Source organism: Clostridium sp. MT-14, from assembly GCF_042436595.1.
GTDB lineage: Bacteria > Bacillota > Clostridia > Clostridiales > Clostridiaceae > Clostridium_B > Clostridium_B aromativorans.
Genome location: NZ_JBHMIY010000002.1, coordinates 1 through 15,697, shown reverse-complemented (window position 1 = coordinate 15,697; position 15,697 = coordinate 1). Strand labels below are relative to the sequence as shown.

General features: G+C 34.3%; 15 protein-coding genes and 1 pseudogene. 15 read left to right on the top strand and 1 reads right to left on the bottom strand.

The window, feature by feature from the left end:
- The first annotated feature begins 334 nt into the window (after nt 1-334).
- The 7 genes from ACFHWD_RS01970 to fba all read left to right on the top strand — a co-directional run bounded on the left by ACFHWD_RS01970 (nt 335) and on the right by fba (nt 7,537).
- Nucleotides 335-1,168 (top strand): transketolase, encoded by an 834-nt coding sequence (locus ACFHWD_RS01970; RefSeq protein WP_378060023.1) that lies wholly within the window; start codon nt 335-337, stop codon nt 1,166-1,168.
- Nucleotides 1,168-2,100 (top strand): transketolase family protein, encoded by a 933-nt coding sequence (locus ACFHWD_RS01965; protein ID WP_378060021.1) that lies wholly within the window; start codon nt 1,168-1,170, stop codon nt 2,098-2,100. Before ACFHWD_RS01970 ends, ACFHWD_RS01965 begins: the two co-directional genes overlap by 1 nt.
- A 56-nt stretch (nt 2,101-2,156) precedes the next feature.
- Nucleotides 2,157-2,915: an SDR family NAD(P)-dependent oxidoreductase gene (locus tag ACFHWD_RS01960; RefSeq protein WP_378060019.1), complete on the top strand. Its 759-nt coding sequence runs from the start codon at nt 2,157-2,159 to the stop codon at nt 2,913-2,915.
- Between the two features lie 210 nt (nt 2,916-3,125).
- The gene (locus ACFHWD_RS01955; protein ID WP_378060017.1) at nt 3,126-4,151 is read left to right on the top strand and encodes a zinc-binding dehydrogenase; all 1,026 of its coding nucleotides are present in this window, start codon (nt 3,126-3,128) and stop codon (nt 4,149-4,151) included.
- Nucleotides 4,152-4,203: 52 nt separating this feature from the next.
- Nucleotides 4,204-5,514 carry an MFS transporter gene (locus tag ACFHWD_RS01950; RefSeq protein WP_378060015.1) on the top strand — a complete coding sequence of 437 codons (1,311 nt, stop codon included), beginning with the start codon at nt 4,204-4,206 and terminating at the stop codon, nt 5,512-5,514.
- A gap of 112 nt (nt 5,515-5,626) precedes the next feature.
- Nucleotides 5,627-6,580 (top strand): 6-phosphofructokinase, encoded by a 954-nt coding sequence (gene pfkA, locus ACFHWD_RS01945; protein ID WP_378060210.1) that lies wholly within the window; start codon nt 5,627-5,629, stop codon nt 6,578-6,580.
- Between the two features lie 27 nt (nt 6,581-6,607).
- Nucleotides 6,608-7,537 carry a class II fructose-1,6-bisphosphate aldolase gene (gene fba / locus ACFHWD_RS01940; RefSeq protein WP_378060013.1) on the top strand — a complete coding sequence of 310 codons (930 nt, stop codon included), beginning with the start codon at nt 6,608-6,610 and terminating at the stop codon, nt 7,535-7,537.
- An 87-nt stretch (nt 7,538-7,624) separates the two neighbouring features.
- Here fba and ACFHWD_RS01935 read toward each other — a convergent pair whose 3' ends face one another.
- A complete protein-coding gene (locus ACFHWD_RS01935; protein ID WP_179977758.1) occupies nt 7,625-9,070 on the bottom strand; it encodes an FAD-dependent oxidoreductase in 1,446 nt (481 codons plus the stop codon).
- Nucleotides 9,071-9,311: 241 nt separating this feature from the next.
- Between ACFHWD_RS01935 and ACFHWD_RS01930 the strand changes: the two genes are divergently transcribed.
- The 8 genes and pseudogenes from ACFHWD_RS01930 to ACFHWD_RS01895 form a co-directional block, all read left to right on the top strand.
- Entirely contained in the window at nt 9,312-10,469 is a 1,158-nt protein-coding gene (locus tag ACFHWD_RS01930; protein ID WP_179977757.1) for a uroporphyrinogen decarboxylase family protein, read from the top strand.
- Between the two features lie 16 nt (nt 10,470-10,485).
- Complete coding sequence (locus ACFHWD_RS01925; protein WP_378060010.1) at nt 10,486-10,668, top strand: hypothetical protein; 183 nt, start codon at nt 10,486-10,488, stop codon at nt 10,666-10,668.
- Between the two features lie 96 nt (nt 10,669-10,764).
- Nucleotides 10,765-11,562 carry a dihydropteroate synthase gene (locus ACFHWD_RS01920; RefSeq protein ID WP_179977755.1) on the top strand — a complete coding sequence of 266 codons (798 nt, stop codon included), beginning with the start codon at nt 10,765-10,767 and terminating at the stop codon, nt 11,560-11,562.
- Nucleotides 11,563-11,648: 86 nt separating this feature from the next.
- Nucleotides 11,649-12,284, top strand: coding sequence for a B12-binding domain-containing protein (locus tag ACFHWD_RS01915; RefSeq protein WP_378060008.1), 636 nt, complete (start codon nt 11,649-11,651; stop codon nt 12,282-12,284).
- Nucleotides 12,285-12,544: 260 nt separating this feature from the next.
- A pseudogene (locus ACFHWD_RS01910) lies at nt 12,545-12,631 on the top strand (cobalamin-binding protein); the annotation flags it as partial.
- A gap of 30 nt (nt 12,632-12,661) precedes the next feature.
- Nucleotides 12,662-13,855, top strand: a complete 1,194-nt coding sequence (locus ACFHWD_RS01905; protein ID WP_179977754.1) for an MFS transporter — start codon at nt 12,662-12,664, stop codon at nt 13,853-13,855.
- Nucleotides 13,856-13,902: 47 nt separating this feature from the next.
- Nucleotides 13,903-15,264: a uroporphyrinogen decarboxylase family protein gene (locus ACFHWD_RS01900; protein WP_150358660.1), complete on the top strand. Its 1,362-nt coding sequence runs from the start codon at nt 13,903-13,905 to the stop codon at nt 15,262-15,264.
- 239 nt (nt 15,265-15,503) lie between these two features.
- On the top strand, nt 15,504-15,697 hold a 194-nt coding region (locus tag ACFHWD_RS01895; protein ID WP_378060005.1), incomplete at its 3' end, for a B12-binding domain-containing protein.

The window sequence follows — 15,697 nt, the reverse complement described above, 5'->3', positions numbered from 1 at the left end:
TTTACATATCCGCGGGCATAAAATTGTTAATAATGTTCTTGAAAATACCATGTAATTTCTTCAGTATTTTTCTTTAGGGAAATCTCTCTTTTAACTCCAAAGGAAAGCTTATTGGCTAAGAAATTCGTAATAATAATTTATCCAAGTTTTGTTCTTATCGTGGTAGAAAAATTTTTTTGGTTTCGAAGAAGAAGAAACATATTTCAAAGTCGGCATCATTTTGATTTTTAAAAAATTTATTGTTGACAGAAATTGAATTCAGAGTATAATAAAATTATAAGTTAACTTAGTAGACAAGTATACAAGCAGATAAATATTTAACGAGGTGATTGATGTGAAGGATATAAGTGTTGAGGAATTAAAACAAAAAGCTATTGAGCTCAGAAAAACAGCCCTTACTATGATTTATGAAGCAGGATCTGGGCATCCAGGTGGTTCCCTATCTTCAGCTGATATAGTAGCGGCACTTTACTTTAAGGAAATGAATATTGATCCTAAAAATCCTAATTGGGATGATCGTGACAGATTTATTTTATCCAAAGGCCATGTTTGTCCAATTCAGTATGCGGCATTAGCATTACAGGGGTTTTTTCCATATGAAACTATACACACCTTAAGAAAGTACGGATCAATCCTTCAGGGACATCCAAACATGAATAAGTGTCCAGGAATAGACATATCTACAGGATCCTTAGGACAAGGTCTTTCTGTAGGAGTTGGCATGGCCATTGCTGGGAAACGTGATGAAAAAGATTACAGGGTCTTTGTTATAGTAGGAGATGGAGAAAGCCAAGAAGGACAAATATGGGAAGCAGCTGAAACTGCAGTTAAATATAAATTAGATAATTTAGTTGTATTTGTTGATGATAATGGACTTCAATGTGATGGTGCTTGTAAAGATATTATGCCAAATCAAGATATAGAAAAGAAGTTTAATGCATTTGGTTTTGAAACAAGGAGAATTAATGGACATTCTATGGAGGAGATAGTTGAAACTTTAGAACATATAAGAGAAGCAAAGAATGGAAATCCTAAATGTATTGTAATGGATACTGTGAAGGGTAAAGGAGTATCATTTATGGAAAATGTAGCTTCATGGCATGGAGTTGCTCCTAATGATGAGGAATATAAACAAGCTATGGAAGAATTAGAAGGAGGCTTAAAGTAATGAGTATGATGAAAAAAGCAACAAGACAAGCTTTTGGAGATGAAATATTAGCATTGGGGAAAAAAAATAAAAATATATATGTTGTTGATATAGATATTGGTAAATCATGTAAAACTGGAGAATTCTCAAAGCAGCTGCCTAATCAACATATAAATGTTGGTATAGCTGAACAAAATGCTTGTGGAGTTGCTGCAGGACTTGCTACAACTGGAAAGATACCATTTGTAAGCACATATGCCATATTTGGTTCTTTAAGAATGGGTGAGCAGATAAGACAGGAGGTTTGTTATCCAAACCTAAATGTTAAAATTGCTTGTTCTCATGGCGGACTTACTCCTGCCAATGATGGTGCCAGCCACCAGTGTATAGAAGATATGGGAGTTCTCAGGACTTTTCCAAACATGACAATAGTTATGGGTGCTGACTATTATTCTTCTAGAAAGCTAATACAACAAGCAGCAGAAATCAATGGACCTGTGTATCTTCGTTTTACAAGGGATGCTATTCCAGTAATATATGGTGAAGATGAAGAGTTTACAATAGGCAAAGCAAAGAAGATAAAAGAGGGGAAAGGTATAGCTATTATTGCCAATGGAGATACTGTGTGTCTAGCATTAGAAGCATCCAAAGAATTAGAAAAGGAAGGAATTTCTGTAAAGCTGTTAGATATGCATACAATTAAGCCTTTAGATAGAGAGGCAGTAGTTGAATGCTTGAATATTGGAAAGATAATTACTGTTGAAGACCATAACGTTATAAATGGACTAGGAAGCGCAGTGTGTGAAGTAGTTGCAGAGGAAGGAAAAGGCAAAGTAGTCAGAATAGGGGTTCAAGATCAGTTTGGACAATCTGCACCTTATGAAAAACTTATGGAAATTAACGGGATTACCATAGCTAATATAGTAAAAACAGCTAGAAAAATGTTAAAGTAATAAAAAATTATAAAAATATAACAATATGTTAAATAAATTATGAGGAGAGATAAATTATGTTTGAATTAAACGGAAGAGTAGCAATAGTAACAGGAGCTGGTTCACCAAAGGGAATAGGACGTACTATAGCACTGACACTTGCAAAGCAGGGAGCTGCAGTTGTTATAGCAGATTTGAATACTGCAGGTGTAAAGAACACTGTAAAGGATGTTAAGGAAGCTGGTGGAAAAGCCCTGGGCGTAACATTGGATGTTACAAGCAAGAAATCAAACGAAGCCATGGTAGAAAAGGTGCTTTCAGAATATGGAAAAATAGATATCCTTGTAAACAATGCAGGTATCTCACAGAAGGTCACTGTTGAGGATATGACATTGGATGATATGAAAAGAATATTCAACGTAAACGTATTCGGGTTGTTTTTATGTACTCAAGCTGTAATGAAAGTCATGAAGAAACAAAAATATGGCAGAATAATAAGTCTTTCTTCAGTATCAGGCAAGAGAGGCGGTGGAATATTCGGAGGTGCACATTATTCAGCATCAAAAGCTGCAGTATTAGGATTTTCAAAGAACCTTGCCCGCGAGGTGGCACCTGATGGAATAACAGTAAACAGTGTTGCTCCAGGACTTATTAACACAGAAATATGGAAGTCGCTTCCAAAAGAGCAGGCCGATGCAATTATTGGGAATATACCTATGGGAAGACCAGGGGAAACGCAGGAAATTGCATCGACAGTTGCTTTCCTTGCTTCAGAGGAAGCTTCATATATAACAGGTGAGGATATAGACATCAACGGTGGACAGCATATGGATTAATCTATAAAGTTTTTATAATATTATAGCATAGGATATATGGTTGAATATTAAGATATCCTATATTATAAAAGTAATATTTTTAATAACTTTTTATTAAATATCAAAATAATGAAATGAATTTTCATAATTATTATTTTAGTGTAATAGTAATCGTTTGTAAATTATCTTAGAATTTCAATAAGTTTATATTTTGAAAAGGGAGGAAAGATTATGCGGGCAGCAGTTATAAGTAAACCATTCTCAATAGGTTTAAAAGAAGTTGATTTACCAGTAATAAAAAAAGATGATGAAGTTAAAATTAAGGTGGTTGTCACTGGAATATGTGGATCGGAAATTCATGCGTATCATGGTACCCATCCATTTCGTATTCCGCCAGTAATTTCTGGACATGAGTTGGCTGGAGTGGTGGAGGAAGTGGGCAAGAATGTAAAAGAAGTTTCAATAGGAGATAGGGTCACAGTGGAACCACAATATGGTTGTGGAGAATGTAGGCCTTGTAAAGAAGGGAATTATAATATTTGTGAGCACAAGAATATTTTGGGAACCCAAGAATGGCCAGGTTCTTTTGGCGAATATATTGTAGTTCCGGAAAGCACTGTAGTTAAATTGCCGCATAATGTATCTTTTAAACAAGGTGCGCTTATAGAGCCGATTGCAGTAGGTGTACATGCAGTTAGAAAATCTGGAGTAAAGTTAGGTGACAGCGTGGCAATACTAGGAGCTGGGCCAATAGGGTTGTCGCTTCTACTTTCAGCAAAAAGTTCTGGGGCAACTAAAATATTTATAACTGATACATTGAAATATAACCTTGATATAGCAAAGAAAATGGGAGCTACACATACCATTAATTCATCAGAGAAAGATGCGGTTGAAATAATACGAGCTGAAACCAAAGAAGAGGGAGTTGATAATGTATTTATTGCAGTTGGAATTGAATCGGTGTTAAATGATTCAATTAAGATTGTAAGAAGAGGGGGTAAAATATCTGAAGTTGCAATTTTTGGGAAAAAGCCGAAAATTGAGATCCCATATGTCCAAAACAAAGAAATTAATATTACAGGTTCTAACATGTATAATAGGTATGACTTTGAAATAGCAGTAGAGGCAATAGCAACCAATATATTTAATATATCTCCACTTATTTCAAAGGTTATGCCCATAGAAGAGATTAAAAATGCGTTTGAGATTGTAGACAAGAAGTTGGAAAAAGTTATAAAAGTACTGTTGGAGTTCTAAAGGGTATAAAATAACATATTTGAAGTTGTAATAAATTTAAGGAGGAGATATTGTGAATGTCAATCAGTTGGAAGAGCAGATAGTGAAAAAAGTGTCAATTCATTTAATTCCGTTTTTATTTTTATGTTTTTCTATTTCCATTCTTGACAGAGTAAATATTGGTTTCGCAGCACTGCAGATGAATAAAGAGTTAGGTTTTTCCAGTGGAGTTTATGGGCTGGGAGCAGGAATATTCTTTATTGGCTATTTTCTCTTAGAAGTGCCTGGCGGGGCAATCATGACAAAAGTTGGGGCATCAAAGTGGATTTGCAGGATAATGGTTTCCTGGGGTATAGTTTCATTTTTTATGATTTTTATAAAGACTCCAATGCAATTTTATATAGTACGATTTCTTTTAGGTATGGCTGAAGCTAGTTTTTTCCCATGTATGGCATGGTATTTAAGCAATTTTTATCAAGCTAAGAATCATGCAAAAGCTATAGCTGGATTTATGATTGCAATACCTGCTGCCAGTGCAATAGGATCTCCAATATCAAGTTTTTTATTAACTATTTCTTGGCATGGAATATCTGGATGGCAGTGGCTATTTATTGTAGAATCTATTCCATCTATAATAATAGGTATAATATCCTATTTTTATCTTGATGATAGTATTGAAAAAGTGAAATGGTTAAATGACAAAGAACGTAAATGGTTGATAGATGTTACAGCAAAGGAAAAGTTGGAAAAAGAAAGAAAAAAGCATTATACTTTCATGCAGGCTCTAGGTGACCGAGATGTCTTGGTATTGTCATTAGGATATTTTTGCTGGATTTTTGGCTATTATGGAATTGTTATGTTTTTGCCAACAATTAGTAGTAGTTTATCCAGTAAAATAAGTATTCAAAGTATTGGGTTAATTGTAGGATTGATGTATTTTGTTGCTATGATTACTATGTATATGGTTGGCCGTCATTCTGATAAGACAAATGAACGCCGTATTCATGTTGCTATTTGTCTATTGGTGAGTGCAGTTTCATTAATTGCTAGTATTTACTGTACGAAAATTAACATTACAACATCATTTATATTTTTAACTATTAGTTTATCAGGGGCATATGGTGCATACTCACCATTTTGGGCTATACCCCCATCTTATATTACAGGGCCTGCAGCAGCGGGTGCAATTGCACTTATTAATAGTATTGGCAATCTCGGTGGATTTTTTGGGCCTTATGCTGTAGGGTACATTAGAAAGGTAACAGGCTCATATAATGTAAGTATGTGGCTTTTAGCAGTGAGTATGATAATTAGTGCATTCATAGTAGCATTCATAATAAAACAATCAGGAAAAGCTCAACATATAGAAGAAAAAGTGGACTAATAGGTTATAATATTTAAAATTAGATTCTGACATCTAAATTAATAGTTGTTGGAATTTATATAGTATTATGTGTTTATCAAATGTTGTAATGTAATGCACAAAGGGGGTGAAAATTGTGAAAATAGGTGTTTTGACAAGTGGAGGAGATGCTCCGGGAATGAATGCTGCAATAAGAGCGGTAGTTAAATCAGCAAATCATTATGGAATAGAAGTTTTAGGAATAAAGCATGGGTATAAAGGATTGATAAATGGTGAGGTAATACTTCTAGGAGATCATGAAGTCGATAGAATCGCAGAAAAAGGGGGAACAATACTAAAAACTGCCAGATGCTCTGAATTCATGGAGGAGCGGGGGAGGCTAAGTGCTTTGGAAACTATAAAGAGACTTAGCATAGAAGGGTTAGTTGTGATTGGGGGAGATGGTTCCTTTAATGGAGCAGAAAAGCTCAGCAAGCTGGGAGTCAATGTTGTAGGACTTCCTGGGACAATAGACAATGACTTAGCTTATACTGAGTACTCCATAGGATTCGATACGACTTTAAATACTGTTATGGATTGTATAGATAAAATAAAAGATACGGATTCCTCTCATGAAAAAACAACTATTGTAGAGGTTATGGGAAGATACTGTGGGGATCTGGCATTGTATTCTGCTTTAGCTGGCGGCGGCGAGATAATATCTACCCCTGAAAGAAAATTGAATTTTGACACTATATGTTTAAAATTGGAAGATAACATCAATAAAGGTAAACTTGATAACATAATAATAATAACCGAAAGAATGTATAATATAGAAGAACTTGAAAAATATATACAGAAAAAGCTGAGTATCGCTGTAAGAAGTACAGTTTTAGGATATGTACAGAGAGGCGGGAAAGCATCAGTTTTTGATAGAATTCTAGCAAGTAAAATGGGTATTAGAGCTGTAAAATTGCTGAGACTGGGGGAAACATGCAGAGCCGTAGGAATCAGAAACAATAAAATAATAGATGTGGACTTTAAAAAAGTAAATTGTATAGATTCAGCTAAAGATAAAGAATATGATCTTTTGAATCAACTCTTGTAAAATTATTTATAGGAAGGTGGTATTGATATGGCATTAGTTACTACAAAGAAAATGTTTGAAAAAGCTTACAAAGGCAAGTATGCTATAGGAGCTTTTAATGTTAACAATATGGAAATAATACAGGGGATTGTAGAGGGAGCTAGGGCTCAAAAATCACCTGTGATTCTCCAAGCCTCAAAGGGAGCATTGAAATATATAGGTCCTAAGTATTTGAAAGCAATGGTAGATGCTGCTGTAGCGGATACGGGGATAGATATCGCTTTGCACCTAGATCATGGGCCAGATTTAAACACAGTAAAAATATGTATAGAAAACGGATTTACATCTGTAATGTTTGATGGTTCCCGCTATGATTATGAAGAAAATGTAAGGAAGACCAGAGAAGTTGTTAAGTATGCTCATGCTTGTGGTGTAGTTGTAGAAGCTGAACTGGGAGTACTTGCTGGAGTAGAGGATAATGTTCAAAGTAATATGAATATATACACTGATCCGGATCAGGCTGTTGATTTTGTTAATAGTACAGACGTTGATTCACTGGCCATAGCTATAGGAACATCACATGGAGCTTTTAAGTTCCCGGTGAATTTTAAGCCACAGCTAAAATTTGATATATTAGAGAAAATTCAATCAAAGCTGCCGGGATTTCCAATAGTCCTTCATGGGGCTTCAGCTGTTGATCCAGATACAATTGAAATTTGTAACAAGTATGGTGCGAAAATAGCTGGTGCAAAGGGGATTCCAGTAGAAATGTTAAGAAAAGCGTCTTCAATGGCTGTATGCAAAATTAATATGGATACAGATTTAAGGCTTGCAATGACTGCAGGAATAAGAAAAGTTCTAGTAGAAAAACCATCTGAAATAGATCCAAGAAAATATTTGGGTGCAGGAAGAGAATTGATAAGGAAACTGGTTGAGAAAAAAATAACCGATATACTCGGTTCAAATAATACATTATAAATATCTTTTTGACTTTAGAGTAATAGATAGACCTGCTAAGATCTATCTATTATCTTTATCATTATACAGTAGAAAATTTTTTATAAATTATATTGAAGTAAGGGATTTATTTGTAGGGCTTTGTATCCAATTTCCCTTATAATCGTATCGTGAGCCGTGGCAGGGACAGTCCCAGGTTAATTCATCAGCGTTCCATTGAAGTTCGCATCCTAAGTGAGCACATTTGGTTGATACCGTATATATATTTCCATCATTATCTTTATAAACTCCAACTTTCTGATCTTTATATTTTACTACTCCGCCATGGCCTCTTTGAATATTTTCTAAATTTTCATTAGGAATATTTATTCTCTGTGCGATAAAGTTCTTTGCTGTTATTATAAGATCATTAGCAGCATTTTTCATAGATGTTGATATATCAAATCTTTCAGGGGAAAATATTTCTGAAAAGTCATTTTCATTTTCAAGAATCATATCGCTTACTATCATTGCAGCTGCCATTGAACTTGTCATACCCCATTTTTTAAATCCTGTTTCGACATAAATATCAGGAGTTTTTGAGGAGTAATGACCTATATAAGGTATATTATCTAAAGTCATACAATCCTGCGCTGACCAATGATATTTTTCTATTGAATTTGGATAAAACTCTTTGGCTGCTTTTCTTAATTTATTATAAGCTCCACCTTCTTCATTTTCACCAGTTCTTTGAGCTATGCCTCCAAGTAATAGCAAATTTTTATAATTTCTAAATGAATACGAATTTTTATCAGCGCCTATATACATTCCATTTACATCTTGAGCATTTTCTAAAGCTATAACATAAGATCTTTCCTGATGCATTTTCATAAAATAATAGCCTGGAGTATTTAAAAATGGATAATGTGTTGCTACTACTATTTTATTTGCTTTAATTTTTGTTCCATTCTCTGTAATTACAGAATTTTCCTCAGTAATATCAAGTGCTGTTGTATTTTCATAAATAGTTAGCTTTTCTGAAATAGGTTTTAAAAATTTAAGTGGATTAAATTGTGCCTGATTCTTAAATTTCAATGCTTTTTTGACTTTAAAGGGGAGATTTACTTCATCCACTAATTCTGCATCGATTCCTAATTTTTTAGCTGCATCATATTCATCTTCAAGGGCTTGAGCATTGTCTAAACAATATACATATGCATCTTTGTATTCAAAATTGCAATCAATATTTTCATCATCAATTATTTCTTTATATTTTCGTATTGCAAGTTCATTGGCTCTGGCATATTGCTTTGCCCCTTTTTCGCCAAATTCTTTTATTAAATTATCATAAATTAAATCATGTTGAGATGTTATTTTTGCAGTTGTATTTTTCGTAACTCCACCTGCAATGCTTTTTGCATCGATGACAACAACTTCTTTTCCATTTTTATTAAGCATATATGCTGTTAGAAGGCCAGCTATCCCAGCTCCTATTATAAGAATATCACAGTTTATATTTTTATTTAAAGCATCTCTCTTTTTAAATTTAACCTCGGAATTCCATACACTTTCCATTTGAATCACCTCATATTTAGTATTCCACTTTTTTTGTAATATACACACACTTTTATATGGACAGTGTTAAAAACAATGACTGCATGTGCGATTGAGATAACATATAAATAACTTATATATACATGTTCTAAACATGTTGAAAGTTTAATAGTATAAATATTAATAGTAAGTATTTAGTTATATTGATTATATAAAGATTTTATATTTAAAATATAACGAATTTTTGGGGGGATAAATATTTATGGAGGATAGTGCATTTAAAAGTCGATTATTTGAAGATGTTCTTAATGGCAAGACACCTAAGAGAGTTCCAGAAGCTTGTGGTGTAAATACGTGTGCGGTTTTAGAACTTGCAGGTTATAATTTACGGCAAGCTCAATACGGCTATTCAAAAATTTTAGATGCAACAGATAGAATAAATGCAAAATATAATACTGATACTCTTATTGGGACATGGCCTTCAATGCCATACGTAACTAAAACTATTGGCAGTAGGACGAATATCATGGGTTCTGATGGATTTATGCAGCACCCTAATCTACGTATAATGGAAGACGATGAATATGATGAATTGATAGAAAATCCTTTGAAATATATATGGGATAAGCAAATACCGAGAGCTTTTAGGGAGTTTTCAAAACCCTGGCCATATAATGCATTTGCCCTATTGAAATCGTTTTTGTTAGAAAGAGAGATGTCGGATATAATGGGTAAGGCAAACTATGAGATGGAATTGAAATACAATAAATCAACAACACCAATGATAACGGGAATTTCTCGGGCACCCTTTGATTATCTGGCAGATTATTTTAGATCTTTTACTGGAGCTCTGATTGATATTAGAAGATATCCTGATAAAGTTATTCAAGCAGTGAAAGCTATAAAACCATTAATGGTTCGAGGGGCTTTGGCATCTTGTAGAGGGAAAAATCCAAATAGGAAAGATAATCGTATATTCTTTGCACTGCATATGGCTACATATATGCGTCCCAAAGATTTTGAAAAATTTTGGTGGCCAAGTTTTGAAGAGACGATATGGGATATTTATAACGCAGGATTTGGGATTGTGATTTTTGCAGAAGAAAATTGGATGAGATTATTGGATTATTTTGATAAATTGCCGCCCTTATGTCATATTATGTTTGAATATGGGGATTTGAAGATTATAAAAGAAAAAGTAGGTAAAAAACATATTATATCTGGAATGTATCCTGTTAGTTTATTAAGAAATGGTACAAAAGAAGAAGTTACTTCCAAAGCAAAGGAAGTGCTTGATATAATGGCGCCTGGGGGACATTATATTTTCGATTTTGATAAATCTGTTTTGAGAGCTGAACAGATCAACTGGGACAATTTTAAATGCTTGATTGACTGTGTAAAAAAGTATGGTGAATATTAGGAGGTAAAATTTGAATATGTCAAATGCAATGGATGATATTAAGAAAAAAAATAGAATTAACTGTGAATATTTTTTAACTCCAGAGGATGTTATAGAAAAGTATGATATTGATGCAGAAACTATTGAAGATGTAAGAGAATCTTTTGAAATGGCTGAAGATATGCTTTTGTATTTCACATTGACTACGCTTAGTAATTAATGGTGAGCTAATATGACGGATGCTAAAAAGTTGTAAGAAGAAAAAATTCAGCTGTTGTGATTATAATTATTATTTTTTAGAGAGGAAGGTGTAAGTATGATAATTATTGGTGAGAAAATTAATGGTGCGATTCCTTCGGTTAAGAAGGCGATTGAAGAACGTAACGGTGATTTTATAAAGTGTATAGCAAAGGCTCAAACAGAAGCAGGTGCTGATTTTATTGATTGTGCACCAAGTACTCAAGTAGATAAAGAATATGATGCTATGGTATGGCTTATTGGACTTATTCAGGAGGTTACCGATGTTCCTGTTTGTATAGACAGTCCCAATGTACTTCTTCTTAAACGTATTTTTGAAGAAGGTCATGTTAAGCGTCCTGGAATGATTAATTCAGTAAATGAAGAAGGCATGAAGTGTGAAATCATATTTCCATTAATTGCTGGAACTGATTGGCAAGTTATAGGCCTGACATGTGACAAAGATGGTATTCCTATGAATTCAGATAAAAAAATTGACATTGCAAAAAGCATTATTAATAAAGCACATAAATATGGTGTAAAACTTTCAAATCTACACATAGATCCATGTGTAATGGCTCTTGCTGCAGTCCCGGATTCCATGACCGATTTTGAAAAGTGTATTATCAAAATTCATGAATATGCTACAGAAGTAAAAGTAACAGGTGCAATTTCAAATATCAGTTTTCAGATGCCGAGAAGGAAATATATAAATGTAAGTTGTATGTCATTAGCTGTACATGCTGGACTCAATTCTGCAATACTGAATCCATGTGATCAAGATATGGCAGCTGCTATATATGCGGCAGAAGCACTTTGCGAAGTTGATAAAGGCGGACGCAAATATAATAGGGCCCATAGAAAGGGAGTATTTTAATAAATCACATTTTAAATGATTGTGAAGTTAAAAATTAAATAGGTAAAATAAAAATAAATGTATTAAAAGGAAAGAGGGAAATTATTATGAATTTTGAAGAACTCAAAAATGCTATAGCTGATCTGGAAGAAGAATCTGTCATGAAGATGATGAACGAGTTTATGAAAGACGGCGGTAAGGATGCTGGCGAAGCATTGAAAGCTTGTCAGGAAGGTATGGAAATTATAGGGGATCGTTTCGAGAAGGGAGATTATTTTGTTGGAGATCTTATTTTTGCTGGCGAAATAATGACAGAAGCCATGGATATTATTAAGCCTGCACTAGCTGTTAAAAGTGCCGGGAAATCGGCAGGGCGTATGATTTTTTGCACCGTAAAGGGCGACATTCACGATATTGGAAAAAACATTGTAAAGGCTATGTTAGAAGCAGCAGGTTTTGAAGTGCTGGATCTGGGCGTAGATGTTCCACCTGAAAAGATAGTGCAGACGGCAAAAAAGCAAAACATTAATATCATTGCACTGTCGGGAGTTCTTACTCTTGCTCTTGACTCCATGAAGAATACAGTGGAAGCATTTAAAGTAGCTGATATGCGCGATAAGATCAAGATAATAATAGGTGGAAACCCTGTTAGTGAAGATGCTTGTAAATTAATAGGTGCTGATGAATGGGCATATAGTCCACAGAAAACGATAAATGTCTGTAAGGAATGGGCTTTAGTGTGATTATAGTTGATGAGAGGAAGAGATCGATACAGAAGATGATTTAAGCTATAAAAAATTGTTGCGTAAGAAAAAACTCATTGAGGAAATATGTTAGCATTAAAGTTCAGAATATATTAAATTTAGTGAATTTTTGACATTATTCAAAAATTTTTATTGAGTGGTCTTTGTACTTTGAACTTTAAAATATAGGGGGATTAGATTATGGATTATAAATTGTTAACACAAGCAGTAGGGGATTTGGATGAAGACAAAGTTTTTGAAAAGAAGCTTGCGAACATGTTAGAGCTGATGCCTTCACCACAAATGCTGCAGAAGGTGTAAAAATTTGTCAAGAATGGGTGGAATGATATAACACATATGAAAGGTAGTGAATATAAATGAGCGCTAGTATTAACAAGACAAAGGCTATAATTTCCATAATGGCTGTAGCATTCTTGATGATGGGTGTTGGGGCAACTTCTCCAGCACTTGCAAGTATTGGACGTGCTTTTCCTGATATAACTTCTACATTGATTATGTTAATTGCTACACTTCCGCCATTAGTTTTAGTTCCATTTTCAATTTTGACTGGCAAATTAGCTGGAGATAAAGTAAAATATAGGACACTTGCGGTTATAGGTGTAATTTTTTTTGTAATAGGTGGTACAGTGCCATATTTTCTAAGTGATTTTACAGTTATTCTGTTTATGAGAGCTTTATTGGGAGTTGGACTGGGATTTATTACACCTTTGAGCGGAGCTCTTGTTATGAATCTTTTTAGTGGTCATGAGAGAGAAAATCTGATGGGAATTTCAAATCTTATTGCTAGTGTAGGTGGAATAGTATTTCAAATAGTAGGTGGGCTGCTTTGTGCCATTAATTGGAGAGATACATTTCTCATTTATCTCATAGGAGTTGCGGTTTTAATTATAGTTGTATTGATGTTACCAGAACCTTCAATATCACAGGGAAAAGAATCGGGTAATGCTCCAGAAAAAGTAAAAATGAATATCGTAGTTTATATGTGGGCTGTATTTTATCTTATATTCATACTTCTAACCTATCCAATGTTAACGGGAATATCTGGGCTGATACTTGAAAATAACTATGGAACTGCAGCAACTGCTGGGGTTACGCTTACAATGTGGACGGTTGGAAGCATGATTGGAGGTGCAATTTTTGGAAAAGTAGTTCAGACCATCAGCAGGTATGTAATTACTTTGTCATTAGTTTTTTGTGCAATAGGATACGTATTTATAATAATAGGAATAGGCGGAGGCTTAATGTTTTTTAATATAGGTACAACTGTATTTGGAGTTGGTGCTGGATTGATAGCTCCTGGGGTTATGTATTATGCAGGTCTTGCAGTTCGGCCTGCTGGGAGAGCAATGGTTATGGGATTAGTAATGGCGTTTATGAATTTAGGTGGTTTTTTATCGGCATTTTTCTTTTCATTTGTGGAGTCTTTGTTTCATATAACAGCCGACAACTTTCCTTTTGCTTTTGGAGCAGTATGCTTTATAGCCTTTGCAGTGATATATGGAATTTTTGTTATAAGCCAGTCTAAGAAAAAAAAGTATGTTAGTGTATAAAAAAATATAAATTAGGAATAAAATTGTAAAGGATGGGTGAGTAATATATGACAGATGTTAAAAGATTGCAAGAAGAGAGAATTAAGTTGTTTCACGATGTATATGACAATAAGATACCTGAGAGAGTGCCCTTGAATATTTCCATTCCATTTGAGCCGACGGCGCAATTTGGAGGAATAGGTTTGATGGAGGCACAGTGGAACTCACCTGTAACCGAGGGGGCAATAGATAAGCTCTGTCAGACACTGTATTCCGATGTATGTCCCTGCGGTGGAAGTATGAGGTATCCGTCTTTTTATCAAGTACTTGAATCACAGTCTTTTGTGATGGGTTCCAATGGATTTATACAGCATCCTGAAGTTGTAGGCATGCTACCTGATGATTATGATTATCTCATAGAAAAACCCTATGATTGTATAATTGAAAGGGTTATACCAAGGCAATATAAAGCGCTTGGCGGGAATCCCATGAGTACAGCAATAAATTTTGCCAAGAGCTTTGTATTGTATAATAATGATTTTGGTGAATTAGGAGCAATTCTCAATAAGATGATTGAAAAATATGGGTATTATCCAGGTATGCCTTTTGGAGAAGGAGGTTTTACTGAAGCCCCCTTTGATTTTCTGGCGGATCAGTTGAGAAGTTTTAAAGGCATAAGCGTGGATATACGAAGAAGGCCGGAAAAAGTAGCAGAAGCTTGTGAAGCGCTTTATCCAATAGTACTGAAAAAGGGCATGCCTTCAAAAGCATCGAATTATAAATCAATTGGGATGCCTCTTCATATGCCTACATTTATGCGAGAAAAAGACTTTGCAAAGTTGTGGTGGCCGAGTTTCAAGAAACTTCTTGATGAATATGCGTCCATGGGAATTCATTGTTCTATATTCTGTGAAGATGATTGGACTAGATACCTTGATTATCTCTATGAATTGCCTACAGATACAGTGATGATGTTTGAATACGGTGACATTAGAAAAATCAAGGATAAATTGGGCAAAAAGCATATAATAACAGGGCTATATCCGATGACTATGCTATTGACTCATACTAAGCAGAAATGTATAGATAAGGCTAAGGAGATAATAGATGTGCTTGCTCCAGGAGGAAAATACATGTTTGGAATGGATAAACAACCGTTATCGCTAAGTGACATAAATATGGAGAACTTTTGTGCAGTGACGGAATATATTCGTGATAATGCAAATTATCAGAATGCAGGGGAAACGGCTGGAATGCAATTTAACAAGAATGATTACAGTGCACTGCCTTCAAGAAAGATTGAAAGCAAATATTACAGTACCTGGGAGCAGTATAAGGAAAACTATCCGGAGGTTTCTGAATTTGGGAAAGACAAACTTCAGAAATTTGAAGAGGCAATATTTCAGTATCTCGTTTATTTGTTGGTATAAGAAATGTATCAATTTTTAGATACTTTTCTTAGTGTAAAATTACTGTAGTATAATTTAGAACAAAAAATAGAAAAAGAGATTTCCTTTTGGTAATATATTAATTGAGTAAAAAAATATACTAAAGGGAGATCTCTTATGGGTAATAGATAGTATTATAAATGAAATAGACGGATGCATTAGTATTTTAACAAGAGAATCATTGAATATAGACGAGATATTAAGTGTTGATGGAGGGTAAAATGGATAATCTCGGGGAATTAAAAAAACTGATTGTAAAATATATAGAGCAGCTGGATGAGGAAAAAGCAGTAAATTTGACCAATAAAGCCTTGAATAAGGGAATGGATCCTATAACCTTGGTGGAAACTGTAAATATGGGCATGGAGAGAGTTGGGAAATTATACGAAAATAAAGATTACTATATAGCGGATTT